This window comes from Scytonema sp. NUACC21 (assembly GCF_054684315.1).
In genome coordinates, this window is the sequence record NZ_BAAFZH010000076.1 from 62,297 (window position 1) to 87,662 (window position 25,366).

At 41.4% G+C, this 25,366-nt stretch carries 20 protein-coding genes and 1 pseudogene; 8 read left to right on the plus strand and 13 right to left on the minus strand.

What is annotated here, in order from left to right:
- Window positions 1-151: 151 nt before the first annotated feature.
- A complete protein-coding gene (locus tag ACYRY3_RS15895; RefSeq protein WP_460202603.1) occupies window positions 152-1,792 on the plus strand; it encodes an alpha/beta hydrolase in 1,641 nt (546 codons plus the stop codon).
- On the opposite strand, the gene ACYRY3_RS15900 is transcribed toward ACYRY3_RS15895, so the two are convergent.
- The gene (locus tag ACYRY3_RS15900) at window positions 1,789-2,037 is read right to left on the minus strand and encodes a hypothetical protein (protein WP_460202604.1); all 249 of its coding nucleotides are present in this window, start codon (window positions 2,035-2,037) and stop codon (window positions 1,789-1,791) included. The genes ACYRY3_RS15895 and ACYRY3_RS15900 overlap by 4 nt on opposite strands.
- Before the next feature lie 262 nt (window positions 2,038-2,299).
- Here ACYRY3_RS15900 and ACYRY3_RS15905 point away from each other — a divergent pair, with 262 nt between their 5' ends.
- Entirely contained in the window at window positions 2,300-3,034 is a 735-nt protein-coding gene (locus ACYRY3_RS15905) for an SPFH domain-containing protein (protein WP_460202605.1), read from the plus strand.
- On the opposite strand, the pseudogene ACYRY3_RS15910 reads toward ACYRY3_RS15905, so the two are convergent.
- Together ACYRY3_RS15910 and ACYRY3_RS15915 are read right to left on the minus strand one after the other, a co-directional pair.
- A pseudogene (locus ACYRY3_RS15910) lies at window positions 2,988-3,320 on the minus strand (flavodoxin-dependent (E)-4-hydroxy-3-methylbut-2-enyl-diphosphate synthase); the annotation flags it as partial. The gene ACYRY3_RS15905 and the pseudogene ACYRY3_RS15910 sit on opposite strands and share 47 nt — an antisense overlap.
- A 320-nt stretch (window positions 3,321-3,640) precedes the next feature.
- Window positions 3,641-8,743 (minus strand): diguanylate cyclase domain-containing protein, encoded by a 5,103-nt coding sequence (locus tag ACYRY3_RS15915; protein WP_460202606.1) that lies wholly within the window; start codon window positions 8,741-8,743, stop codon window positions 3,641-3,643.
- Window positions 8,744-9,346: 603 nt separating this feature from the next.
- Here ACYRY3_RS15915 and ACYRY3_RS15920 point away from each other — a divergent pair.
- Window positions 9,347-10,387 (plus strand): cysteine hydrolase family protein, encoded by a 1,041-nt coding sequence (locus tag ACYRY3_RS15920; protein ID WP_460202607.1) that lies wholly within the window; start codon window positions 9,347-9,349, stop codon window positions 10,385-10,387.
- Here ACYRY3_RS15920 and ACYRY3_RS15925 read toward each other — a convergent pair.
- Entirely contained in the window at window positions 10,362-10,571 is a 210-nt protein-coding gene (locus ACYRY3_RS15925; protein WP_460202608.1) for a hypothetical protein, read from the minus strand. The two genes, ACYRY3_RS15920 and ACYRY3_RS15925, sit on opposite strands and share 26 nt — an antisense overlap.
- Window positions 10,572-10,603: 32 nt before the next feature.
- The gene (locus ACYRY3_RS15930) at window positions 10,604-11,485 is read right to left on the minus strand and encodes a peptidoglycan DD-metalloendopeptidase family protein (RefSeq protein WP_460202609.1); all 882 of its coding nucleotides are present in this window, start codon (window positions 11,483-11,485) and stop codon (window positions 10,604-10,606) included.
- Between the two features lie 181 nt (window positions 11,486-11,666).
- On the opposite strand from ACYRY3_RS15930, the gene ACYRY3_RS15935 reads away from it, so the two are divergent.
- Window positions 11,667-12,872, plus strand: a complete 1,206-nt coding sequence (locus ACYRY3_RS15935) for an HhoA/HhoB/HtrA family serine endopeptidase (RefSeq protein ID WP_460202610.1) — start codon at window positions 11,667-11,669, stop codon at window positions 12,870-12,872.
- Between the two features lie 57 nt (window positions 12,873-12,929).
- Here the strand turns inward: ACYRY3_RS15935 and ACYRY3_RS15940 are convergent, their stop codons facing one another.
- The 3 genes from ACYRY3_RS15940 to ACYRY3_RS15950 form a co-directional block, all read right to left on the minus strand.
- A complete protein-coding gene (locus ACYRY3_RS15940; protein ID WP_460202611.1) occupies window positions 12,930-13,277 on the minus strand; it encodes a DUF760 domain-containing protein in 348 nt (115 codons plus the stop codon).
- A 98-nt stretch (window positions 13,278-13,375) separates the two neighbouring features.
- Entirely contained in the window at window positions 13,376-13,903 is a 528-nt protein-coding gene (scpB, locus tag ACYRY3_RS15945) for an SMC-Scp complex subunit ScpB (RefSeq protein WP_460202612.1), read from the minus strand.
- Between the two features lie 375 nt (window positions 13,904-14,278).
- A complete protein-coding gene (locus tag ACYRY3_RS15950) occupies window positions 14,279-15,244 on the minus strand; it encodes a protochlorophyllide reductase (RefSeq protein ID WP_460202613.1) in 966 nt (321 codons plus the stop codon).
- Window positions 15,245-15,684: 440 nt separating this feature from the next.
- On the opposite strand from ACYRY3_RS15950, the gene ACYRY3_RS15955 reads away from it, so the two are divergent.
- On the plus strand, window positions 15,685-16,509 hold the full coding sequence (locus ACYRY3_RS15955) for a TrmH family RNA methyltransferase (protein ID WP_460202614.1): 825 nt from the start codon (window positions 15,685-15,687) through the stop codon (window positions 16,507-16,509).
- Window positions 16,510-16,928: 419 nt separating this feature from the next.
- Window positions 16,929-17,408 carry a DUF4383 domain-containing protein gene (locus tag ACYRY3_RS15960; RefSeq protein ID WP_460202615.1) on the plus strand — a complete coding sequence of 160 codons (480 nt, stop codon included), beginning with the start codon at window positions 16,929-16,931 and terminating at the stop codon, window positions 17,406-17,408.
- A gap of 289 nt (window positions 17,409-17,697) precedes the next feature.
- On the opposite strand, the gene ACYRY3_RS15965 is transcribed toward ACYRY3_RS15960, so the two are convergent.
- From ACYRY3_RS15965 to ACYRY3_RS15980, 4 genes are all read right to left on the minus strand, one after another.
- Complete coding sequence (locus ACYRY3_RS15965) at window positions 17,698-18,069, minus strand: hypothetical protein (RefSeq protein WP_460202616.1); 372 nt, start codon at window positions 18,067-18,069, stop codon at window positions 17,698-17,700.
- Window positions 18,070-18,131: 62 nt separating this feature from the next.
- Window positions 18,132-19,466: an APC family permease gene (locus ACYRY3_RS15970; RefSeq protein WP_460202617.1), complete on the minus strand. Its 1,335-nt coding sequence runs from the start codon at window positions 19,464-19,466 to the stop codon at window positions 18,132-18,134.
- 186 nt (window positions 19,467-19,652) lie between these two features.
- Window positions 19,653-20,459, minus strand: coding sequence for a hydroxyethylthiazole kinase (gene thiM, locus ACYRY3_RS15975; RefSeq protein WP_460202618.1), 807 nt, complete (start codon window positions 20,457-20,459; stop codon window positions 19,653-19,655).
- Window positions 20,460-20,488: 29 nt separating this feature from the next.
- The gene (locus ACYRY3_RS15980) at window positions 20,489-21,526 is read right to left on the minus strand and encodes a hemolysin family protein (RefSeq protein ID WP_460202619.1); all 1,038 of its coding nucleotides are present in this window, start codon (window positions 21,524-21,526) and stop codon (window positions 20,489-20,491) included.
- Window positions 21,527-22,010: 484 nt separating this feature from the next.
- Here ACYRY3_RS15980 and ACYRY3_RS15985 point away from each other — a divergent pair, with 484 nt between their 5' ends.
- Both ACYRY3_RS15985 and ACYRY3_RS15990 read left to right on the plus strand, forming a co-directional pair.
- Window positions 22,011-23,033 carry a mechanosensitive ion channel family protein gene (locus ACYRY3_RS15985; RefSeq protein ID WP_460202620.1) on the plus strand — a complete coding sequence of 341 codons (1,023 nt, stop codon included), beginning with the start codon at window positions 22,011-22,013 and terminating at the stop codon, window positions 23,031-23,033.
- 739 nt (window positions 23,034-23,772) lie between these two features.
- Window positions 23,773-24,357 carry an SH3 domain-containing protein gene (locus ACYRY3_RS15990; protein ID WP_460202621.1) on the plus strand — a complete coding sequence of 195 codons (585 nt, stop codon included), beginning with the start codon at window positions 23,773-23,775 and terminating at the stop codon, window positions 24,355-24,357.
- A 305-nt stretch (window positions 24,358-24,662) separates the two neighbouring features.
- Here ACYRY3_RS15990 and ACYRY3_RS15995 read toward each other — a convergent pair whose 3' ends face one another.
- A complete protein-coding gene (locus tag ACYRY3_RS15995) occupies window positions 24,663-25,067 on the minus strand; it encodes a glutathione S-transferase family protein (RefSeq protein ID WP_460202638.1) in 405 nt (134 codons plus the stop codon).
- Window positions 25,068-25,366: the final 299 nt, after the last annotated feature.

Consider the following 25,366-nt stretch of genomic DNA (forward strand, 5'->3'; position numbering starts at 1 on the left):
AAATACAAACTTAAAGCTTTGAATACAAAAGTTCTACATACTAAAGTATTCAAATCTCCCAATTTAAGCAAGAAAATGAAACTGTATTTCAGCGATAACGTCATTGATAAATGCGCTACTAATAGCTAATGACTAGTGACTAGTAACTTATATGCAGTTTCAGGTAAGCAAACCTCAGCCTAAAGCATCCTTGGTCAAAGGATTGCTGTTTAGTTTGACCCTCGCTTTAAGTTGGGGTGCAGGAATTTCCTCTACTTTGGCAGCAGAAACAGTGATAATCCGCTTGGGTCCATTTCAGCAGTCGGTAGCGATCGCAGACTTAGAAAAGTTTGCTAAAACCGGGAAACTACCAGAAGGGATGGAAGTTTTGTCACCCTTTTTGACAACGGAAGTACGAGAGTTTTTGACCAAGCGGTTCTCTATAGATCCAGCTTTTGCAGACAAATTTATTAATGAATTGCGGCAAACACCACAAGGCAAACAAATCATAGCATCCCTGGGATCTGCGATACCGGGTAGTACGGTGGAAACCTTACAAGCCGCCCTCAACATAGCCCTCAGACAGTTTAACGGTTTGAGCCCAATTGGGTTCTTAAGAGCCTATCCCCAGGAAAATGTGACACTGGATGCAACTCAACTTATCGGTTTGGCTGTGGAACTCAATCCCACTCACCTCCAAAGCCAAGCCCTGGGTCTTTTATTGGAACGGGAGTTATCCGCTAAAAGTAACATACCCTTTAAAGCACCATTCGATCCAGCTACAGTGGGAAATGAAGTCGTACAACAGCAGACGGTGAACTTTTACGACCGACAGCGCAACCGTACCATACCTGTAGATGTTTATTGGAGTAGAGGGAACCCTGAAGACCCCTTGGTTGTCCTGTCCCACGGCTTCGGCTCAAATCGGAAATCCTTAAGATATGTAGCAAATCATCTTGCCTCTCATGGCATAACTGCCGTTGCGATCGAACATCCTGGTAGCAATGCCATATCGGTTAATAGAGCTTCAGATGGGGCAAATTTAGCACAACTGCTACCGCCATCTGAATTTATCGACAGACCAAAAGATGTCAGCTTTGTGCTGGATGAACTGGCAAAACTCAATACTCAATCCGAAGAATTTCAAGGAAAATTCAATACGGAAAAGGTTTCTGTCATCGGTCATTCTTTAGGCGGTTATACTGCTCTGGCTTTGGTAGCACCAGAGATAAACTTAGAGGAGTTGCGGAAATTCTGCAAAGATTCTCTCAATATTGACAAATCCCCCGGTGACTGGTTGCAGTGTACGGCAGCTTCTTTACGAGATAAAAAACTACGATTGCAAGATGAGCGTGTTAAAAGTGCGATCGCACTCAATCCAGTTATAGGTGAAATCTTTGGCAAAAAAGGTATAACTCAAATTACTAAACCAGTCCTGATTGTCGCAGGAACCGAAGACGCTATCACCCCAGCTTTGAAACATCAATTAGAACCATTTAACCAATTGCAGGGGGAAAAATATCTGTTAACTGCTATTGGGGGTACTCACCTCAGTATCAGCGATCCGGCAAGTGCTGCTTATTCTATTGTCAAAGAAAGGCGGGGTGAGGAAGCCAAATCTTTACGGCGATTAACTCAAGGCATCACTTTGGCTTTTATCAAACAACTGACACCAGAGGCAAAAACCTACCAACTTTTTTTGACACCTGCTTACGCACAGTCTCTATCTACAGCTGAATTGCCATTACGCCTTGTTTCTGAGTTGCCAGCCAGTATCAAACCTTGGTTGGAATCTGGAAAAAAACAGGATTAAGTTAACACAACCTTGTAGGGCGATCGCAATCGTAGGTTGGGTTGAGCCAAAGCGAAACCCAACGCAATCCGTATTTTATTGAGTTTGGTTCCTTCACAAGGGCGATCGCAATCGTAGGTTGGGTTGAGCCAAAGCGAAACCCAACGCAATCCGTATTTTATTGGGTTTGGTTCCTCAACAGGGAACGATTGTGTTGGGTTTGGGTTTTCAACTAGAGAACCGTTTTGTTGGGTTTCGTGCCTCAACCCAACCTACGCAACCGGATTGGATTGTGTACAGGTAAATTTAAAAACAAAATAAATTGCTTGCAAGAGTTACCACTTAGTGATTTAATAGCGGTGTTCTTTGGCAACTCGCTGTAACTTTTTGTGTCTTATTAAAAAGGCTTGCCTAGCGCTGCAACTTGTGATAAGTACAATACTCATTCTGGAGATTATCCTGAAGATAGGACATGGTAGTACCGTGTCCTTATGGTAAATTCTACCAAACACTTAGTTAGGAGCATACATGGAACCAATCATTGCAATAGTCTTAGTGCTGATAGGGTATGCATTAGGATCTGCAAAACTTATAAATCAGGGGAATGAAGCCTTGGTCGAACGCTTGGGGCGGTATCATCGCAAACTCAATGCGGGATTGAACTTTATTGTCCCCTTAGTAGACCAGATTGTAATGGAGGACACAATACGAGAACAGTTTTTAGACATCAAACCTCAAAATATCATAACCAAAGATAATATTTACTTAGAAGTTGACGCTGTTGTCTTCTGGAAGATTACAAACATGAAGGACAGCTATTACGTAGTCGATGATCTTCAAGGCTCTCTTTCCCAACTAGCTACAACCACTCTCCGAGAAATTATTGCCCAGAATACTTTTGAGGTGACAAACGCCTCTAGATCTGCGATGGACAGAGAAATCTTGGATAAGTTGAACCAGGCAACATCAAATTGGGGGGTTCACATTATACGGGTGGATATTCAAAGCATTACACCACCGGAAAGCGTGCAGAGGTCAATGGAAGAACAACGGGCAGCTGAAATTAGAAGTCGCGCTGCGATTATGGCAGCAGAAGGGGAAAGAGAAGCCGCAATTAAGAAAGCGGAAGGAACCAGAACCTCTATGCAAATCATTTCAGAAGCGTTGCGTAGCAGCCCGGAAAGCAAGGACATTCTACGATATCTTGTAGCTCAAGATTATATTGCACATCGGCAACAATTGGCACGTCTTGGTAGGTTTTGATTAACTTTTGTTTAATTTCTGCCAATGCTCTGGCATGAGCCATACTAGGGACGGTAACGCGGACAATTTCGCAACCAATTTCGTGCAAACGACGAATTGCTGCCACAGAACCATCTATATCTAGGGTGTCTTCGTTAATCATTGACTGCACAACCACTGGGTAGCCGCCCCCAATGGTGACATTACCAACTTTGACAGGACGGGTTTTGCGCCGTTTGATTGTGGTGTCAAAGGTTGGTTGGCTGGGCACAGTATTGGAATCTGTCAGTATGGGCAGGGTCTGCATAACCTAATACAAGTGATTTTTGTAGCGAGGATGTCAAATTTGAGAACGCTCTGCTTCTCAGAGTGCCATACCAGGGGCAAATTTGGTTAATGAAGTTGTAGAAAAAAAAGTTAAAAATGTTTTAGATGAGGAGATAGAAAGATAAATAGACGCAAAGTTACAGGAAAAAGTTGATTCATGAAAGAACTTTCTCAAATCCAATACCAAAAATTTTCTATTGAAATAAGTAATAAATACTATCAGCCATGTCAATGAATTTATGGAGTAGCAATTAATATTGATAATTTGTCAACAACATATGAATTGTAAATTTTGTTACACTAATTTGTTTTTTTCACTGGTTTACTTACGTATTTTGTCAGATCTTTAGCAACAGAACAATCTCGTCCCTGCTTTTTAGCTGCATAAAGTGCTTCATCAGCAGTAGCAATTAAGTCTTCCGGTGATAATTCTGGTACAGGAACCACACAAGTAACGCCCAGACTTAAAGTAACATAATGACTTATATCCGATTGGGCATGAGGCATTTTCAGATTTTGAATTTCTATTCTTATCTCTTCAGCTAACTTTAAAGCACCCTCAATATCAGTGTTGGGCAGAATGACTGCAAACTCTTCGCCACCATAACGCGCCACTAAATCAGCAGGTCGCTTAATAGCATCAGCCATAGTTTTTGCCACTTGTCGCAAGCATTCATCGCCTCTCTGATGCCCGTAGAAATCGTTGTAAGGTTTGAAGTAATCCACATCACACAAAATTAAAGACAAAGGTTGTTTTTCACTTAACAGACGCTTCCATTCTTGGGACAAGCTTTCATTAAAATGACGACGATTGGCAACTTGAGTTAAACCATCTATACTAACGAGGCGCTGTAATTCTTGATTGGCTTTTTCCAATTGTTCTGTCCGTTCTGCCACTTTTTGTTCCAGGGTATATGCGTATTTCTCTTTTTCTGCATAAAGTAGGGCGTTTTCTAGAGCAATAGCGGCTTGGAAGCAGAGGAGTTTGACTATTTCTAATTGTTTAGAGGTAAAAGCACCTGTAGTAAGATTATTTTCTAAATAAACAATACTAGTTAGTTTACCTTGATGAATCAGTGGCGCACATAAAACCGATTGCGGTTGATAGTTCTTTATATAAGAATCAGAAGTAAATTTTCCTTCATGAGTCACATCATTTAAAACTACACTTCCTTTAATACGGGTTACATAATTAATAATGGATAGAGGAATTATTTCACAATGTTCTAGAGGAATTGACTGTAAGACAACTGGAGTATTATCTAATTCTCCTACAGCTTGAACAAACCATTTACCCTGAGTTTCTAGAATTAAAACTCCTTTTTGTGCTCCGGCATTTTCGATAACAGTCAACATCAATTTAGTTAATAATTTCTCCAAGACAATTTCTTCAGATAGGGTTTGAGATGCTTTGATGATTGTAGCTAAATCTAGGCTGGAGGAAGTATTTCTCTCAGAAATAGATAGTGGGGTAGAAAATTTTACCTTACAGCCATGCGATCGCCGCTCTGAAAACTTTCTTGTTAATAATTGTGGGTAGCGGCTATCTAAATCTTGAACTTTTGCCATTGCACCCCAGCACAAATAGCAGTAACGGGCATTCTCCATATAAACTCGAGCAATTTTTTCGTTGCCTTGTGCGAGGTAAAACTTAGCTGCTAACTCGTGACCAAGCGCTTCTTCATTAAGATATTCATTTTTTCTAGCCAAAGCAATGGCTTTCTCGTAAGATTTCATTGCCTTGCACTCTTGACCTAAAACTCTTTGCCATTCTGCTTCTATTAAATACAATCTGTGTAAGTGGTTCATGGGAGCATAGGCTGCCCATTCTTTCAATTTTTTGTAATTAGCTTTTATCCTTTGATGCCAAGATTTCTGTTGCGTTGTTTGCCAGGAAGGATAAACAGCCAATCGAGCTAAAGTATCGTAAAAATAAACTGCGGGAATAGCCAGCGTTCCCAGCCCTCCCTTTAAATGTTCTTCTGCCATCATGGCATTGTTTATAGCTTGTTCGTATTCTCCAAATAAGTAACTTAGTACTAATTTATAACTAAAGATATTAAATACTTTGCTATAATCTCTTGCCTCAATAGCTAGAGAAATGTTTTCCAACTCATTATAACTTTCCCCAATTAGATAACAGGGATTTTGAGATTGACCTAGCAAATTTAAAACCATTTGCCTGTGAATACTTATATTATCAGCACTCCGCTGTTGCTGGATTTTTTTAATAGCATTAATATAATGGTACATCTCTCGTTCAACTACAGCTAATTCTTCACCGAGAAAACAGCAATAGTTAGAGTAAAGATGAGCGCAATAAGCAGCATATTCAAAATCTCCAGTTTCTATCCCATTAATATAGCTCTCCTTTAAAGGTTGTAATGAATGCCTGCCATGTTGTCGCCAATGTTTGATAAAACTATAAACAAGAAAGACCACACTAGTCTTCAACTTACGAGAATTAAATAATTCCAAAAAACTTAAAGCTAAGTCACCAAAACGATTACCTAATTCAATTTCTCCTAATGTTCCACATAAAATTGTACCGTAACTAGCATAAACATAAGCGGATATTTCAACATTTCCATATTTTACTAGTAAAGTAACTGTTTTAAAAATAACAATTGGTAAGAGATTGGTTGCTGCAAGATAAGAAGCAGAAAAAATTTTGCAGAGAAGAGAAATAGCAGATTTTTTTTCAGTAACAGTCATTTGAGGTAAATGAATTAAATCCTCAACCCGTTTACCCAATAAAACAAACTTTGTTTCTAAGATAGAAAATAAAACATCAACTTGAGTTGCTTTTCTTGGTAATCTGAGCCCGAAAAGATTGAGAACACTTATCCCAATATCAATAGCCTGTACTAGCTTACCCTGTGCTATAGCAGCTGCAATTTGAACTTCATAAACTTTCACTTTATCCAATAGTTGGTCAGCACTTTGCAACACGACAGAAGCTAATTTTTCCATTTCAGCAAACTGACCGCTTAAGTAAGCAGCTTCTGCAGCTTCTACGTACAAATCCAAGGTCATTTTGTATTGTTTCTGCCATTTATCTGCCGCTAACAATTCTAAACCATGTATTAGGTAAGTAAAGGCAGGTTGAAAAGCAGCAGATGCTTTCGCTTTCTTTCCAGCTATTAAATTTAATTTGGCTAATTCATCTCGTTGTTCTTGGTTATCAATCAGCTTACAACCTAAATTTAATTGATCGACAATATCAAAAATTGACTCTTCTTGCTGCTTTAATGGTGTATTCTTAAGTAAGAGTTGTCCAATTTGCAGATGAATAGCTTGCTTTTGATTGTCTGTAATGAGAAAATATGCAGCTTGTTGGACGCGATCGTGTACAAATTTGTAAGTGATACTTAAGTTATCTAAGTTACAGCCTGTTTGCAGACACTTATAATCAGAACTCAGGGGTACAACCAAACCATCCTGTATTGCTGACCACAGATGCTCAGCTGTCTCTTTTGACAGCTTTTTTTTATGTACAATGGACAAAGTCTTCAAATCGAAATAATTGCCAATGCAAGCAGCTAATCTTAAAACTTCCTGTGTTTTTTCTGGCAGATTTTGAATCTTTTTAGCCATCAGTTCAACTACATTATCCGTAATGTCTCTAGCTCGAATATGCTGTAAATCCCATTGCCATCTCCGTGTTTGAAAATCAAAAACTAACAGCCCTTGGGTATAAAGAGATTTGAGAAACTCATTCATAAAAAAGGGATTGCCCTGGGTTTTTTCTAGAACTAATTCTGCTAACGCCTTTGTCCGATCGCAACTCATTTTAAGAGTATCAGCAATTAACTGATTGACATAATTAAAATCCAAAGGCAAAAGTAAAATAGTATTAATAGATGCTCCTGAAGTTTTAATTTCCGATAAAGTAAGAGTTAAAGGATGGGTTGTATTGACTTCATTGTCTCGATAGGAACCTATTAAAAACAAATACTTATTATCTATATCTGTCATCATTAACTGGATTAATTTTAAAGTAGCCAAATCAGCCCACTGTAAATCATCCAAAAAAATCACCAAGGGATGTTCCTTTTGACAAAACACTCCTATAAAATTTTGAAAAACTAAATTAAAACGGTTTTGAGCCTCTACAGGAGCTAATTCTGCAAGTGCAGGTTGTTTACCAATAATTAGTTCAATTTCCGGAATCACATCAACAATTACCTGGGCATTACTCCCCAGACTTACAAGGAGTTTATCTCGCCACTCTTGTAGTTGCTCCTCTGTTTCTACAAGTAGTTGCCTTACTAACTGAGTGAAGGCATGCACTACAGCACCGTAAGGAATATTTCGATGGAGTTGGTCAAACTTTCCAGAAATAAAATAACCCTTATGCTCGGTTATTGGTTTGTAAATCTCTTGTACTAATGCTGATTTGCCGATGCCAGAATAACCGGAAACTAACATGAATTCTTTCTGCCCTAAGCTCACTTTTTCAAAAGCTTTTAATAAAGTCTTAATTTGTTCTTCTCTCCCATACAACTTCTGAGATATTTGAAATTTATCTGAAATATCCTGACTGCATAATTCAAAATTACTTATCTTTCCCTGATGCTGCAATTGATTGAGACAAACTTCTAAATCCGCTTTAATTCCGTAAGCACTTTGGTATCTTTCTTCTGCTGTTTTCGCCATGAGTTTCATGACTATTTCTGAAACTACTAGAGGAACCTGTGGATTAATAATATTTACTGGTATTGGTTGTTTAGCAATATGGCAATATACTAACTCCATAACATCCACATTAGTTTCAAAAGGCAATCGATTAGTCAGCATCTCATAAAAAGTAGTGCCTAGAGAATAAAAATCACTACGATAATCTACCGTCCGATTAATTCTGCCTGTTTGTTCTGGAGAAATATATGCTAACGTTCCTTCTAAAACATAAGGATTCTTTAGCTCAGTATTTTCACGAAGTAAAATAGAGGATAACCCAAAATCGATAATTTTTAATTGCCCTGTTTCAGCATTAAAAACAATATTTGATGGGTTAATATCTTTGTGGATAATATTTGCTTGATGAATTTTAACCAAAATATCAGTAATTTGTATAGCAAGTTTGAGAAATTCCGTTAAGGTTAACTGCCTTTTTGCTAGTAATCTATCTAAAGATTCACCACCAAAATCTTCCAATAACATTACCAATGTATTCTGATATTTTTGCAATTTGTAAGATTTAACGACTCCCTCTAAATCTAAATTACGCGTAATTTCATATTCCTGGTGATAGCGCACAAGTTCCGCAGGGGTAGGATAGTCTTTTTTAAGAAGCTTTAAGATAACAGGTTGATTATTTTCTTCTACGATGCCACGATAGACTAGAGATTTAGCACTTTCATAAATTTGTACTAATACTTGAATCCCTGGTAGTTCAACCATAAATAAATTTATATTTTGTCAGATTAAAATTTTTTCTGGCAATTTATCCATTTTTGGTCAATTTCCCTAAGACGTTCTGTATTTTGGTTTTTCTAACGAAAGAGATATTGCCATCATGGAAAAGTTGTGTTAAATCAGTTCTCAGTATAGCTCTTCTATTACTCCATTGTCACTTCGCTTTATTCTTGGCTTTTTACGGGATCTGGAAAACCTCGCTTCTCTGTTTCTATCCCTCTGGGCGAGAGGCTTTGGATTCTTCCCTACAAGGAAAGGGGTTGAGGGGTTAGGTAAGAACGCTCATTTTTCTACAGGGTGTGAAAATGAGAACATTAGAGTAAATTAATTTACATGTTTTTTAAGTAAAATCCGAGAAAGCATATTTTGGCTATCATGTAAATTAGTCTTACGCTAAAATGCCCTTAATGCTAAGTTAAAAGCATAAAGAATTGTCTTAAACCCATTACTTAAAATCTTCTGTTTAAATAAGCAATAAAGATTATTGCTCGTGAAAATGATTTTATGCATCAGTAACCAAGACCTGTAGTACATTCTATTCCTTCAATCTTGACTTTAATTAAAACGCACTGTGCATGATGTAAAATTATGAACAAACAAACAACAAATCAATTACCAATTCCCCCTCACTTTAACTGTCAAAAAGTTGCTGAAGTTTGGCGTGTACCTTATCAGAAATGCGCGGAAGAAGCAAGAGATTGGGCAAGGAAATATAGCATCAATCCAGCGTCTGAAGATAAAACTCGTATTTGTCTGCTATTAATAGATGTACAAAATACATTTTGCATACCTGAGTTTGAATTATTTGTAGGTGGGAAATCTGGATCGGGGGCAGTAGATGATAATGTACGTTTGTGTGAGTTTATTTATCGTAATTTAGGTGCGATCGCTACAATTGTGCCTACAATGGATACTCACATGACCATGCAAATTTTCCATCCTATTTTCTGGGTTAACCAAGCAGGAGAACATCCCATTCCTACTGCTACTAATATCACTCCAGTTGACATGGAGAAAGGAATTTGGAAAGTTAACGCTGGAGTTGCTGACAGCCTTGGGTATGAATATGAATTCCTGGAAAAACACGCCTACCACTACCTTCAGCAGTTAAGCCAAGGCGGTAAATACCCACTGACAGTTTGGTCTTATCACTCCATGTTAGGAGGTATCGGTCATGCTTTAGTTTCTGCTGTAGAAGAGGCAATCTTTTTCCACTGTATTGCTCGTCACAGCCAAACTCAGTTTGAATTAAAAGGTAATAATCCTTTAACAGAAAATTATTCTGTCTTAAGCCCGGAAATTTTAGACGGTTTCGACCGACGCCCTATTGCTCAAAAAAATACTCGTTTAATTCAACAATTATTAGAATTTGATGGGGTGATTGTTGCCGGTCAAGCTAAAAGTCATTGTGTTGCTTGGACAATTGCGGATTTATTAACAGAAATTCAGCAGGTAGATCCCAATTTAGCGAGAAAAGTTTATTTGCTGGAAGACTGTACTTCCCCTGTTGTCGTTCCTAATGTAGTCGATTATACGGAAGCAGCCGACGCAGCTTTTGAACGATTTGCTGCTGCTGGGATGCATCTGGTTAAATCTACAGATTCTATTTTGGATTGGTTTGAAAATTGAGATTTATGGTGGGCAGTGCCTTTCTTTGAAGATTGAGATTTATGGTGGGCTTTCTTTGAAGATTGAGATTTATGGTGGGCAGTGCCCACCCAACTTTCTTTAAAGATTGAGATTTATGGTGGGCAGTGCTTTCTTGAAAGTGTCCTACAAGCGGCGCACCACCCGTTATGAATGGAAGCAACACTTCCCTCACTCCCTCACTTCCTCTCGACCTACTTACCTCTGTAAATACCCCCGTGGATCTTGAGCGGTCCAACCCAGGGAAGAACTCGAACGAACTTCAAAATGAAGATGGGGTTGGTTGATGGTAGGAGTTCCAGTTGTACCTACAGTCCCGACTAAATCCCCCTTTTTCACCCGGTGACCAACTGAGACTTGGATGCTGTCAAGATGGGCGTAACGGCTTTGCAATCCTCCACTGTGATTAACGATCACTAAATTGCCATAGGTACCTTGTTCTTTCGCAAAAGCAACAGTTCCTTCACCAATAGCTTGTACTGAGGTTCCTTTTTCTGCCAACAAATCTATGCCACTATGGAAGAAAACCTCACCATTAGTAGGATTGGTCTGCCATCCGTAGGATACCGCCACGTTTGAGACTTGTGGCAATGGATAACCAATCAGTTGGCTGGGGCTGAGAGTGGAATTTGGAGTTTCTGTGACAGGAAGATTTGGCGATTGCTTGACATCGGGTACAAACACAACTTTAGGGTTTTTCTGACACCCGTTCACCTCAAAAAGTGCATCCGGACGGATTTTGTATCTTGCTGCTACCTGTCGCCAGGTTTGACCCCTCGGCACTTCAACAACAATTCCGTTGTAGGGAGGAATTTGAATTTCACTTCCAACCGTCACTTTGCTGTTTTGTAAAGCCGGATTCATGGTGATAATGGTTGTTGGGGTGAGGTTGTAGCGTTGGGCTATACTTGCCAAAGTTTCGCCTGGAGCTACTTTGTGGCGTTGAAAGCGTTCTAGCGCCGAAGTTTTGCAATTTGTAGCAGAAACCTGTGCAAGCGATCGCTCTGGATACGAATACACCACACCAACGATGTTAGCGATTATGGTAATGAGAAACAGTAGACGATAGGGAAGAGTCATGTATATAAAGGAGGCACTCAACTCTAGATTTTAGACGGCAGAGGCGGGTGAAATGTTGTAGTAGTTAGTAGCCCACTAACCACTAACAAATTTCTGTTTTTGACGCATACTAACTAAAGTATGGCGTCGTGTTTCCTCCCAAAACCACAATTTTGGGTTTCCACACTTCCTGCAATATTTTATGAAATTATCCTTAAAGCAACTGGCTATTTATTTATCCCTACTATCCATAGGCAGCACTGCTGGCTTATTAGGTAGTTTATATATCCCGTCACAAAATCGTTTATTTCGTGAGTTAAAAAATGTAACAGTTTCGTTGCCCCCAGAAAACGCAGTGCCAAATCCCATTGGAGGTCAGATTGGGCTTCCCAATGGCGATAACGTGAATTTTATTGCTTCGGCTGTTCAAAAAACTGGACCTGCGGTTGTGCGAATTAACGCTACCCGTAAAGTCGCAAATCCCATCTCTAATGCTTTGAAAAATCCTCTGTTGCGACGGTTTTTTGGAGAGGACGAGCAACCATTTCCCAGAGAACGAATAGAGCGCGGTACGGGGTCTGGATTTATTTTAAGCAAGAATGGACGAATTCTCACCAACGCTCACGTAGTATCAGACACAGATACTGTACAAGTGACCCTTAAGGATGGACGAACTTTTGAAGGAAAGGTTGTAGGCGTTGACGCTGTAACAGATGTGGCTGTGGTCAAAATTGCAGCAAACGATATGCCAACAGTTACACTGGGCAATTCACAAAACTTAATACCCGGTCAGTGGGCGATCGCGATTGGCAATCCTTTGGGCTTGGATAACACGGTGACCATTGGTATTATCAGCGCTACAGACCGCACAAGCGCTCAAGTTGGTGTTCCAGACAAGCGAGTGAGCTTCATTCAAACCGACGCAGCTATTAACCCAGGTAACTCTGGTGGTCCTTTACTAAATGCCCAAGGTGAAGTCATCGGTGTAAATACTGCTATTCGCGCCGATGCACAAGGATTAGGTTTTGCCATCCCCATCGAAACTGCTGCTCGCATAGCTAATGAACTGTTTACTAAAGGACGCGTGGAACACCCGTTCTTGGGAATTGAAATGGTGGACCTCAGCCCTGGGAAAAAACAGCAGTTAAATCAAGAATACAACCTGAGCATTACACAAAGTGCTGGCGTTGCGATTAAGGGCGTTGTAGAAAATTCTCCAGCACAACGAGGAGGACTCCGCCCTGGGGACATGATTCAAAAAGTCAACGGTAAAGCAGTCAAAACTGCAGCGCAAGTACAGAAACTGGTAGAGTCCAGTGCTGTAGGCGACATTTTGCAACTAGAAGTTAACCGCGACGGAAAAATTCAAACTTTTGAAGTACAATCCGGCGCTTATCCCCATAAATAGTCAATAGCCTGTGGTCATTAGCTATTTGTCCAACGACAAACGACAGGTGACAAATGGCTATTTGTCGTTGGTCAAATGATCTAGTTGCATCCGTTGTTCCATTTGGCGGAGAAAATACCCCGTCATCATAGCTGATGCTAGAAGCCCAGCTAAATTATCCCGATCCGTTGTAATTTGCACGTTGAAATTTTCAACAGGTAACATCCCAACAAGCCCTTGAACGTTTTGCGAAATAATTTGTTTAATTTCGGGGCTAACGGACTGGGCTACACGTGCTAAAACTTCAGGCGGCTGATGCTGTAGATACTTGAGCAACTTATTGGGATCATCCTCAAAGCCGTCATTGAGAAGCTGACTGGGGTGTTCCTCAGGGTAGTCATTCAGAAAGTTTGGATCAAACACCATTGGCAAATTTTTTAGCTGAGTTGCTTATTCTACTCTAAACCATACTAGAAAGGACAGACCTCTGTCAGGAGTACTAGCATGCATTCTCACGACAGAACTCAATCTCCTTGAGTTTGTGGTTGAAGTTCAAGCTCTAGTTGTTTTTGCTCCTGAGTGTTGAAGGGTTGGGGAAGCTGCTCAATTTGAAAATACTGGTGAAATTTTGAGGTGACTTGTAACGAGTATGAACGTGATTCGCTGTCACGGCGTTTCTTAACAAAACCGAGTTCAACCAGTTCTTGAACGTGCTGGTATGCTCCTGAACCACGCAAATCTATCAAGTCACTTTGGAGTATTGGGCTATTTAAGGCTATTGCCGCCAAAGTCCGCAATGCTCCCAATCCCAATTCTACTGGAATTAGAGTTTGCACTAAATCGTGAAAGTCTGACCGCAGTTGCAAGCTGTAACCATTTGAGGTTTCTACGATTTCTAAAGCGCTATCTCGTCGGGCATATTCGTCAATAAGTTCAATTATGCCTTCCTCAACTGTAGCGCGATCGCAGGCGGCATACTCGGCAATTTCACCGATTGACAGGGGCTTACCCTTTAAATAGAGAATTGCTTCTATCTTCGTCGCTGCATTCATCTGTCAATAGTCAATAGTCATTGGTCAACTTAAGGATGAAGTATGAAGTAGATGGTAGTTCCCATCAATTTATTAAAGGGCTAGTATCCATCTATCAACCTATTTTTCATCCTTTATCCTTTATCCTTCATCCTAATTCGTAATTCGTAATCAAAAATGCATGAATAACTTTAGTTATGAAAAAGAAAAAAGGTGTTGCCAACTTTATTCAAGCTCCAGATTTCTCTGTGTGGTAATCATTACGAACTACAAATTACGATTTTCGAGAAGCGACTTGACCCTGCGGGATGCTGAAGATAACGAATAAGAATAGATTGCGTCATGCAGCATCCCCAGACAGGGAAAAGTTTGTGAAAAAATGGCACTCCTGTCGCGTTAAGCAAGCCCAACCAACTTTTCGCTTAGTTCCCACAGGCGCTTCGCTTTCTCAGCATCGCTTGCTTCCGGCGAGACGTCTTGAACAAACGACTTGCCATCTTTCTTCTGTCTATTCCCCCAGCTCCAATAGGCACCAGATTGGTTATACGCAGGATCGGCGACCACCTCCGCGACCCTCCGACCTGCCTCCTCCTCTGACACAAACCCTCCAGTAATGTACTTTTGAAAGATTGGGAAAAGTTTCTGAAATAAGGGATAGTGGTTTCGGAATAGAGCAGTTGTTGCCACACAACCAGGATAAAGAGAACTGAAGGTGATACCAGTTGACTGGTGATAGCGCCGATGCAGTTCCCGCATGGTTAACACATTGCAGACCTTGCTATCTTTATAAGCTTTGACTGGCTCAAATTTCTTGCCGTCAATCATCGTGTACGGCTCTTTGAATCCAGCTGCCAAACCCTTCAAATCTCCCAAGTCCGGACGCGGTGGAATTTTTCCTCCCAACTCCTTGGGATTGTGCGTCACGGTTCCTAAAATGACTAACCTCGGTTCCGAAGCTTTGGAGTTTTTCAAATCCTCTAGCATGAGGTTACACAAGAGGAAATGCCCGAGGTGATTCGTGGCAACGCTCAATTCGTATCCGTCTGCGCTTCGCAATGGCTCTTTTAATAAGGGCATATACACTGCGGCGTTGCACACTAAAGCCTCCAGAGTTCTGCCACTTTCCCTAAAGTTCTTTACAAATTGTCGCACGCTCTCTAAGCTTGCCAAGTCGAGGTGCATGATTGTGTAGCTGTCCTTCGGTATTCCCACAGCCTGAGCAACTTTTTCCGCCTTCGGCAGATCCCGACAGGCCATCACCACATGCCATTGCCCGGTTTGGGCAAGAGCTTTCGCTGCCTGCAAACCGACCCCCGAAGATGCGCCCGTGATCGCGACCGTTGACTTCCGATGCTGTTCCATTCTGTTCAGACTTCGTTGACTGTCGTTAACTGTCTCCATGTTCTCACACCACGATCGCCAACAGCTGAAGTATCTGACTCTGAGATTATTAAGAAAAGTTTCTATTATTAACTGGGCATAACATAGGGTAAGTAAGAATTGTCTTTAATGCTATAGGAAAAAGATAATTCATCCTTAAATGCCAGTAGCTAGATGAGAATAGAAGCATCTATGTTAAGAAATGTAATGGAGCCCAAACCCATACAAATGACCAATAACAAATGATAAAGGACAGCATTAAGTAGTTAACTTTATCTATACCGACTACTAACAGTGCCTTATTGATAATCTGTGATATTATATCTTTTAATTTATAAACAGATTCTGCGGTTTTTTTCCGCTACAAGCTATGCTTTTTGGAAACTTAGTTGTAGGGAGTAAGATGGCTCCCCAAAAGGAGGATGACCGGCGCTAAAGGTTCCGGTCAGTATCGGCTAGATGTTGAGGCTACTTTAGCCGAGGTACAAAAGCTTCAGTTTGACCGCAAATATCGTGATGCCTCTGGATTGTTCTACATTGAAGGTGTACGGAACTTCGTACAAGCAATTGACAATGGCTTTGATGTTTCGACAATCCTGTTTAGCGAAAAATTGCTGACAGCACCGGTGGCACGAAAGCTAGTTCGCCACACTCGTCGCAAGGGTGTGGCTAGTATCCCTGTCACACCGGAACAGTTCAGGCAGATCTCTTATACCGAGCGTGCTTCAGGTGTGGGTGCTATTGTGCGTCAGCGCTGGTTCAAGTTGCGTGATGTCTCGCCACAAGCTGGGTTGTGTTGGTTGGCTCTTGAAACCGTTCGCTCCCCAGGAAACCTAGGAACTTTGATTCGGACATCGGAGGCTGTGGGTGGTGCTGGCTTTATCTTTATTGGTGGGCATGTAGACCCGTTCGATCCCGATGTTGTTCGGGCATCTATGGGCGCACTCTTCCGCCAGAAGTTTGTACGCACGGGCTTTCCCTCACTCCGTGAGTGGATACGCCGCCAATGCTGCCATGCGATCGGTGCTTCACCAGACGGAACAACTGATTTTCATCAGTTCGATTACCCACCTTCGACTCTTCTGTTCCTAGGTGAGGAGCGCCAAGGTCTCACCCAACAACAGCGGGATTTGTGCCAGCATCTTCTACGGATTCCAATCGTAGGTACGGCTGACTCTCTCAATCTCGCTGTAGCAGGAAGTCTCCTCATGTACGAGGTTTACAGGTCAAGAAGGTTTTGCCGTTAAACACCATTGAAGTTTTTTGTGGTGCGGGCTTCCAGCCCGCACATTATACTTATACAGGATGCTTCCAGAGAGCCACTTATATAGGACGGGCGAGGACGCCCGTTCCACAAGAAAAAGTTGAAGATTTTTTAATTTGGAACTTCCTAAGTAAAGTTGAAGATTTTTTATCTGTAACTCCCTAAGTAAAAGTGATGCACAGATGCTTATTTTAGTATATATGAATACAATAGCTGAGAAAATTTAATCCTTCCTTTGGATAGAGTTACTGCGAGGGAATGTAAGTTGAATGGAAAGTGTTATGTCTCGCAGGAAGCTGATTGAATTTGTTTTTGTCTGTAAAAGGCAATCAGTAAAAATAGCATTTTTGCGAGCTGCTCTTATTAAGTGAAAATTTGCACGAAACTCGGGTAACAGAAAATATGGAAAATATCAACGCAGCAAATGCGACAGAGCGCTATTGTGCTCTGATCGTCGGAATTCTCTTTTTGCTTTTAGGTTTGGCTGGATTTGTACCAGCTTTGGTTTTGTTACCTGGATCTACGGCATCTTATGTCCCGATTGATGCAACTTCTAGCGCCTACGCTATGGGATTTGGCTACGTATTTGGGCTGTTTCCCACTAATTTCTTGCATAACCTTGTACACTGTGCTGTTGGAGTGTTGGGAATTGCGTCCTATCCCAGCTTGAGCAGCGCACGACTATTCAATCGTGTCTTTGCAGTTGCTTATACGGTAATCGCCATTATGGGGTGCCTGCCCTTGGCTAAAACCATGTTCGGCTTGATGCCACTGTTCGGTAACAATGTTTGGTTCAACGCTTTAACAGCGATCGCTACTGCCTACTATGGCATTATCATACCAGCTAAAGTGAAGGGTGCCAGCGTATCGCACAATCTTTGATTTTCTCCTTAACAATTTTAGCTAAAAAGCCTGCTTTCTTTTATGTAACCAGGCTTTTTCTTGCAGCATTTTTTGAGTTAATAAACTACATTTTAAGGGCATACAACATTACGTCCCTGCGTCACACTTTATCGCCTTTCTCAGACTATTGGTGGGCAGTGCCCACCCTACAAACTACAAACTACTCAGACTATTGGTGGGCACTGCCCACCCTACAAACTACAAAATCTACTCTTGGTCGGCAGTGCCCACCCTACAAAATCTCCGCTCAACATTTCTGTTCAAGGACTCAAGAAGTAGATAAAGCAATCAGAAAACAAACGAATAATAAAGCAAGCAATAGCAGCAAAGCCTGATTGCGCCGCATCCAGTTTCTTATAGTGACACCAAAGCTGCTAGATTGGCTTTGTTGCTGTAACTCCAATTGTCTCTCTTCAATGTTTTGGTAAAGGATGCACTCTGTAGCGTAGGGACGTTGGGGAAAATTGCAGGTATCGTCAGCGTGATAAGTACAGGTATCGCAGAGATACCCTTCCCCAGTTGCTCGATGTAGGGGAATACCTGGATGTCCGTAAGCCTTTAACTCGGCGCGGCAATGGGGACATTTGACTGCTTGAGAGTTAACAGGTTGATGGCAGCGAGGGCAAGTTGCAGTTTCCAAAGCTGATACCCAAATGTAGCTTAATAGTCTATTTTAACTAGTTGAAGGAAGAATGAGATCCCTTAATGATGGTCAGTCATGAATAATAAAGGGATACCAGCGAGCACCACCACCACTCCCATAATTGCTCCAATGCCAGTATAAGCAAGGCTTGAGTAAAGTAAATAACTACACAGAAGACAAAACAGGAGAGGTGTCAGGGGATAAAAAGGCACGCGAAATGGTCTTTCTACCTGTGGTTCTCGCACTCTCAACACGATTAGTGACAAACCACTTAGTAGAAAAAAGAACCAAAAAATGGGGGCGGTATAATCCACCATTGTTTCAAAGCCTTTACGCGTCATAGTTCCCAGTATTACCAACAAAAGGGTTATGGCTCCTTGTACGAGTAAAGCATTCGTTGGTGCATTTGAACGGCTTTTCCACCTTCCCATAAAGGAAAACAGCGTAAAATCTTGACCTAATGCGTAGTTAGTCCGAGCACCTGTAAAAATTGTGGCGTTAATGGCACTCAGTGTTGCAATGCCAATTAAGCAGCAGATAAACACAGCACCAGGTTCACCAAAAGCATGACGCATCAAATTTGCCGCTACGGCTTTCGATGAAGCCATACCAGGTAACCCCAATCCAAGTATGTATGCTAGGTTGATAAGTAAGTAAATGGCTGTGATAATGCTAAGACTCCAGATGAGCGATCGCACCATATTCCGTTTCACGTTTTGTAGTTCTGCGGAAATATAAGCTGCTTCGTTCCAACCACCGTAAGACAGCAACACAAAAACCATCGCCAAACCAAAATTTCCCCCGGATGTAGGACTCGCAGCTGTAGCAGGGGGTGTAGCAAAAATTAACCCCGCAAGAGCAAGGAGAAGCAAGCCGAGAACTTGAGCGACTGTTAACCAATTCTGGGTTGATTTACCTTGTTGAATACCAAGGACATTGACAGCAGTCAAGATGATGATGACAGCCACAGCATAAATGGACGGGGAATATTCACCCAGTCGCCATAACTCTGAGGCATAATCACCAAACACAAACGCCAAAAGTGCTATCGAACCCGTTTGAACAACCGCCAGCCGCCCCCAGGCAAATAAAAATGCCCAGTTTTTTCCAAAGGCACGCATGAGGTAATGGTAATTACCACCAGTATGAGGATATGCTGTTGCCAGTTCGGCGTAACATAAAGCCCCAATTAATGACATGGCACCACCTAGTAGCCAAACGAACATCACCATTGCAGGGCTTTGCAGATGACTAGCCACGAGAGATGGTGTCTCAAAAATACCTGCACCGATAACAACGCCCACAATCAGAGCGATCGCATCTTTTAAAGAAAGCATTCCTTTTGAAGATGCTTTGGTAAGATTGTGTAAAGCATAGTTCCTGTGTTTGTTCACTTTAACATCATCCCGATTGCCAGTACAAACACTAACTATTATTGTTAGAAAAGAGGACAGTTTGAACTGCCTCTTGAGAAATACTCTTGAGGGAGGGAGTGAGGGAAGTGTTTCTTCCATTCATAACGGGGGGGTGCGCTGCCTGTGGGGTGCTCCCAAGGAAGATAAGCATTTCAGAGTAATTTTTTATACTTTACACCATCTTAAATTGTCTTCTATATTTTCTTTGCTCAAATTGTATAGAGCATCCAAAAAGTGGATTTGCAAGGTGCCAGGACCTGTAGCTTTATGTGCAGCGATTTCACCAGCAATACCCATCACTGCCATAGTATGTGCAGCCGCCATAAAAGCATCTGTATTGACCGCCAAAAATGCCCCTGTTAGTGCCGTTGCCGTACAACCCATGCCCGTCACTTTTGCCATAAATGGATGTCCATTGTCAATCTGAATCACTTGCTTGGGATTCACAATAAAATCTTTTGCACCACTAATTACCACAACACATTGAGAGCTGTGAGCGATTAACTTTGCAGCTTCTACAGCAGATTCAGATTTTTGGCTACTGTCCACTCCTTTAGTTTGAGCCTCTTCCCTCACAAGAGAACACACTTCAGAAGCATTAGCCCGAATCACTGTGGGATTAACAGTTTCAAAAAACTGTCGGATTGTTGCTGTTCGATAAGTTGTAGCACCTGCACCAACCGGGTCAAGAACAATCGGCTTGTTCAGTTCATAAGCTCGGAGCATTGCCTTTTGCATCGCTTTTATCCATGCTTCACTCAACGTGCCAATATTAATTACCAATGCTCCGGCAATACCAACCATCTCTTCTACTTCTTCTATGGCATGTGCCATGACAGGTGATGCTCCTAATGCTAAAAGAGCATTGGCAGTGTTATTCATCACAACATAGTTGGTGATGTTATGAATTAAGGGGACGGAGTCACGGATTTTTTGTATGTCTTCCCAAATGGTATAGGCATTGATATTCATTTGACCAAAAATGTAACGGGTAGGAAAAGCTACTTGGCACCCATCGACTGCAACATTCTTTCTCGTTTCTTGCGTGCAATTTCTTGCATATCCACAGTGCGATCGGTTTCGTCTACAATTTCACCGGTTATGACCTCAAGAACATCTTCTAAGGTGACCACACCCGCAACGTTCCCGTATTCATCTACAACTACTGCTAGATGTTCATGAGCGTCTATAAAGCTTTTTAGCAGTTTATCTGCTTGAATTGTTTCAGGAACAAAGCGAATTTTGCGAGTCAGAGTAGCAATTTTTTGATTGTTGTTGCCTTCAACCATTGCTGTCAGCAAGTTCTGCTTTAAAGCAAATCCCATGACTTGGTCGATAGAGTCATCAACCACTATAATTCGGGTATGTTGTGAGGCAATAATATCTGCTTTTGCTTCAGTAAGAGTTAAATTTCCATCTATATATGTCAGTATGATTCTGGGTGTCATCAAATCAGACGCTGTTACATCATTCAATCGAAACACCCGTTGGATCATTTCTGCTTCATCCTTTTCAATGATTCCCTCTTGTTGACCGATATTTGCCAATAGTTTTATTTCAGCCTCGTTTGTTGTCGGTCGTTTCTTACCTTTAGTAAAGGGTGCAGTCACGGTTTCTAGAATCCAGACTAGGGGTGTGAAAGCAATGGTAAGTCCAGTCACAGGTAAAGCTGCAAGTGTGGCTATCTTTTCTGCATAGCGCTCTCCAATAGTCTTTGGGATAATTTCCCCAAAAATGATAATCAGGAAGGTTAATACTGCTGAAAATATACCCAGCCAACTATTTCCCAACACCTTAGCAGCAAGATTACCTGTGAGAATGCTACCAATGATGTTGAAAATATTGTTCAGTATGACAATGGTCGCAATCGGTCGATTCATATTTTCACGAATTGCCAAAAGTGCGACTGCGGAGGGGTTATTAGATTGAGCTAATTGTCTTACTTTCACAGTAGACACAGAAAATAGCGCTGTTTCTACACTAGAACAAAGCGCTGAACCGAAAATAACAGAAATTACAACAAGAATCAGCTGTAACATACTATTTCCCAGAAATGGGAATGGAAAGTTGGGTAAGTGGATGGCATAAACAGGTGCTATTTGTCTTTGCTCTTACATATCATACAAGAGAATTTATATTGTAATACTGTTTCTCAAACATCTATGTTTTTTAGCTATTTTACATTTTTGCGATCGCTTCATCTTGCTAAAGTAATAATTTCTAACTGAAATAGTAAAAAATAGTTTAAACGTATATGGAGAAAAAACTATAGGATTACTATTTGATTTTTGAAATACACGTAGGGGAGCCACCCTCGTGCGTGGGTTTCCCGCGTTGAGAGGAGTGGCGTTGGGCACTGCCCACCAAATCTAAGTTGTGTTAGGCACTACCCACCCTACAAATCTTTAGATTTTTTCAAAAATCCAACTAGATTTCTATAAACAAAATCATGACTTTAGATAGAGATATTTTTGTAGGTTTTCATTAAAATACTTTCTAGCAATAGTATAGCAAAAAGGTGTGATGAATTTTCAAAAATCAGTATCGGCAGCATGGGAAAAAGTACAGGACATGATTAATAGTTTTATCATCATGCTGCCTAATATTGTGTTGGCATTGGTTGTCTTTATTTTGTTTTGGTTTGCGGCTAGAGCAATTCGGTTTCTTGTCAGACGTCTTACCCGAAAGTATCGCTATGCACGAAATCTAGGGCTAGTTCTCGGACGTTTATCGCAGGGAGCTATTATCTTAGTCGGTCTCTTTGTCGCTTTATCGATTGTTATTCCAACATTTCAAGCGGGCGATTTAGTTCAACTGTTAGGTATTAGTGGAGTGGCAATTGGTTTTGCTTTTCGTGATATTTTGCAAAACTTTTTAGCAGGTATTTTAATTCTCTTAACTGAACCGTTCCAAATCAATGACCAAATTATCTTTAAAGATTTTGAGGGAACAGTAGAAAATATTCAGACACGTGCCACAACTATCCGAACCTATGATGGTCGGCGTATAGTCATTCCTAATGCTGAACTGTTTACAAATTCAATCACTGTCAATACAGCCTTTGATAACCGCCGCTTGGAGTATGACATTGGCATTGGTTACGGTGACAATATTGAACGGGCGAAGGAGTTGATTCTGGAAGCAATGCATAGTGTGGATATAGTTTTGAAAGACCCAGCACCTGATGCATTGGTTATGGAGCTTGATGAAAGTACCGTGAACATTCGCGCCCGCTGGTGGGTAGCTCCACCGCGAAGAGCAGATAGTCTTGATTCAAGGGATAAAGTCTTAACTGCTATTAAGAATAAGCTGACAGCTAACGGCATTGACTTACCGTTCCCCACTACACAAATATTGTTCCACGACCAAACAGAGGAAACAGATGGCGATCGCTCTCGTCAGCGTGAGGGATGGCCAGCAGGAAGGGGTGAAGTGCCAAAACCACGTAGAATCAGTGATTCTCTCAAACAGCTTGCTCAAATGCGATCGCAACGAAATAGCAATCAACCAGATGGCAACGGTGACAAAAATCGACAGATTAACTAACCGTTTTACTAATTCCACCAAAGGTAGGTTAATTCAGGAAAATTATCTTATTTGCAAGAATTTAATGATTTATCTTGTGGGATGGACATTCCTCTTGTGGGACGGGCATTCCTGCCTATCCTGTTAATCCAAACGATATATGCGACACCATAGTAGCAAGTGAGCCTTACAAAATTTCTGAGGAATTTATGAAATTCTAGAACCTAGATATCTCCAGAAATTAACCCTGCGTTATCTACAATCGTTGTAGAGACGCACCATGGTGCTTCTCTACATTCTTTGTCGGATATGTCTACTTATTGTTTTGCAAATAAAAATCATTCTATTATACTTAATATATAGTATTTTATTTTACTAGAAATAGCGTTACTGAGTGTTGGCATTATAGTTACAAAGGACGACCTATCGCAAAGTTGACCTCTGTTTTTCCTGGTACAACTTATATAAACTTTTCCGGAATTGTAGAGACTTAAACTGAAGCCATTAAAAGCACTCGATAGTAGAAACTAAGAGCAAAACAACAGGATAGTTGGCATAAAAGTAACTATTCAAAACAAACAAGAGTAGGTGGGCAAAAATAAATGGAACTATGTTAACTGTCATCAGTCATTAGTGAATAGTCATTTGTAAAGAACAAAGGACTAATGATAAAGGACCAAGGACGACTCTCCTCAGTTAACTTTATTTGTACCAACTTACTAACCACTATTCTTAAATTCAAATTAAGGAGATTAATCACATGGAAACTCTTAACCAAAATGACAATTTTGGCGTATCTTCTCTTAAAAAGAAGGCGGCTATTGCTGCAATGTTGTTTGTGACAGCAACAAGCTCAGCATTTGCAGCTGGTATGAGTCCGGCTCAAGCTGGTTACGAAATAAGCGGTAACTATCCTAGCTATCCTAGCCACCATTATCGCGGAACCGGTGGTCGCCGTGCCCCTGTTCGCACACTACGAGTGACCGCCCCTATTGGAGTGGTTATTCGTTCGGGTCCGGGTTCTGATTATCAAAGAATCGGCAGCATACCTCAAGGACGCTATGTTAGAGTCAGTTATTCTTCTGGGAACTGGGTAAAAATTGCTGGTGGTCCTGGTTGGGTTCATTCTGATTATCTTGGTGGTACTGGCGGTCGTCGTCCCCAGACTTACACGCTACGGGTGAATGCACCTGTTGGAGTGGTTATCCGTTCAGGTCCGGGTTCTGATTATCAAAGAATCGGCAGCATACGTCACGGAAGTTATGTCAGAGTGAGCTATTCTTCTGGAGACTGGCTCAAGCTTGTTGGTGCGCGTGGTTGGGTTCATTCTGACTACCTTGACTAACCTCAGTTCGGGATAGAAAAAGGGGCAGGTGGTAAGCTGAAAATATCAAATTCAGCAACCTGCCCTCATTTCCACCCGTGACAAATTGACAAAATGCGCTGTTTCTTAATCTGTCACGGTTGCCTCATTTCTACTACACAATTAACACCAGGCATTTTGAAAATTCCGTAAGCACAGTAATCACCTTCAGAATCAATTAGCAAGGTCTTTTGCAGCGCTTGCATATCAGGGTCGCCCTTTGAGACTCTGATTGTTGTTAAGTTTAGTTGTGGTCAAGCTGCTTGAGATTTCGCTATGGAGAGCGCTCAAGCTTGTGGTATGGTAGACTGCACTGATTCGCGTTGGTGCAATAACTCAAACCATTGACTTAATTGAGGATATTCTTGCTGCCAATCATTGCCAAATCTCAGACTGTAATAACCCAATCCTGATATGGCTGCAACATCAACAGCACTGAAGGTTCCGTTTAATAGGTAGGTTTCGTTGGTCAACTTTTGCTCAAAAACACCCAAAATGCGATTGATGGTGGACTGATATTTAGCTTGGATGTCTGAATCAGCTTGATGTCCTTTGCGAGTTTGATACCACAATCCTACAGCATTGTCTATCAAGGTGTCTGCTAACTCTTCCCCCTGACGACAGCGCAAACGCTCAATGGGATTGCTGGGGTAAAAACTGGGTTGAGGATAAGTCTCGTCTAGATACTCCACTATCAAAGTTGAATCCCAAACCCCTCTCCCCCTCTCCCACTCCCCCCCTCTCCCCCTCCTCTTCTCTCCTCACCCTAGCCACCGGCAATCCCGGTACTCCCGGTAGTGTAATTAGTTATGGTGCTACACCGCAAGTGTCCGCTATCAAAGGTGATTTGGGTGGTGCGGTGTTGTGGAATGGTAAGACTACGACTGGTGTTGGTAATGAACGTTACACCTTCAGTTTGAGGTCGGGCGAACTCAATTCCACCGCGACAGGTATTGTCTTGGTTGGTGTGGATGTTACTGGAAGTAGTGTG

Excerpts from the sequence above, each read along its gene's own strand:
- thiM (WP_460202618.1), bottom strand. The coding sequence starts at position 20,459 with ATGAATATCAATGCCTATACCATTTGGGAAGACATACAAAAAATCCGT.
- ACYRY3_RS15905 (WP_460202605.1), top strand. The coding sequence starts at position 2,300 with ATGGAACCAATCATTGCAATAGTCTTAGTGCTGATAGGGTATGCATTA.
- ACYRY3_RS15920 (WP_460202607.1), top strand. The coding sequence starts at position 9,347 with ATGAACAAACAAACAACAAATCAATTACCAATTCCCCCTCACTTTAAC.
- ACYRY3_RS15955 (WP_460202614.1), top strand. The coding sequence starts at position 15,685 with ATGACCGGCGCTAAAGGTTCCGGTCAGTATCGGCTAGATGTTGAGGCT.
- ACYRY3_RS15985 (WP_460202620.1), top strand. The coding sequence starts at position 22,011 with ATGAATTTTCAAAAATCAGTATCGGCAGCATGGGAAAAAGTACAGGAC.
- ACYRY3_RS15940 (WP_460202611.1), bottom strand. The coding sequence starts at position 13,277 with ATGGTGTTTGATCCAAACTTTCTGAATGACTACCCTGAGGAACACCCC.
- ACYRY3_RS15915 (WP_460202606.1), bottom strand. The coding sequence starts at position 8,743 with ATGGTTGAACTACCAGGGATTCAAGTATTAGTACAAATTTATGAAAGT.
- scpB (WP_460202612.1), bottom strand. The coding sequence starts at position 13,903 with ATGAATGCAGCGACGAAGATAGAAGCAATTCTCTATTTAAAGGGTAAG.
- ACYRY3_RS15960 (WP_460202615.1), top strand. The coding sequence starts at position 16,929 with ATGGAAAATATCAACGCAGCAAATGCGACAGAGCGCTATTGTGCTCTG.
- ACYRY3_RS15980 (WP_460202619.1), bottom strand. The coding sequence starts at position 21,526 with ATGTTACAGCTGATTCTTGTTGTAATTTCTGTTATTTTCGGTTCAGCG.
- ACYRY3_RS15895 (WP_460202603.1), top strand. The coding sequence starts at position 152 with ATGCAGTTTCAGGTAAGCAAACCTCAGCCTAAAGCATCCTTGGTCAAA.
- ACYRY3_RS15930 (WP_460202609.1), bottom strand. The coding sequence starts at position 11,485 with ATGACTCTTCCCTATCGTCTACTGTTTCTCATTACCATAATCGCTAAC.
- ACYRY3_RS15935 (WP_460202610.1), top strand. The coding sequence starts at position 11,667 with ATGAAATTATCCTTAAAGCAACTGGCTATTTATTTATCCCTACTATCC.
- ACYRY3_RS15950 (WP_460202613.1), bottom strand. The coding sequence starts at position 15,244 with ATGGAACAGCATCGGAAGTCAACGGTCGCGATCACGGGCGCATCTTCG.
- ACYRY3_RS15990 (WP_460202621.1), top strand. The coding sequence starts at position 23,773 with ATGGAAACTCTTAACCAAAATGACAATTTTGGCGTATCTTCTCTTAAA.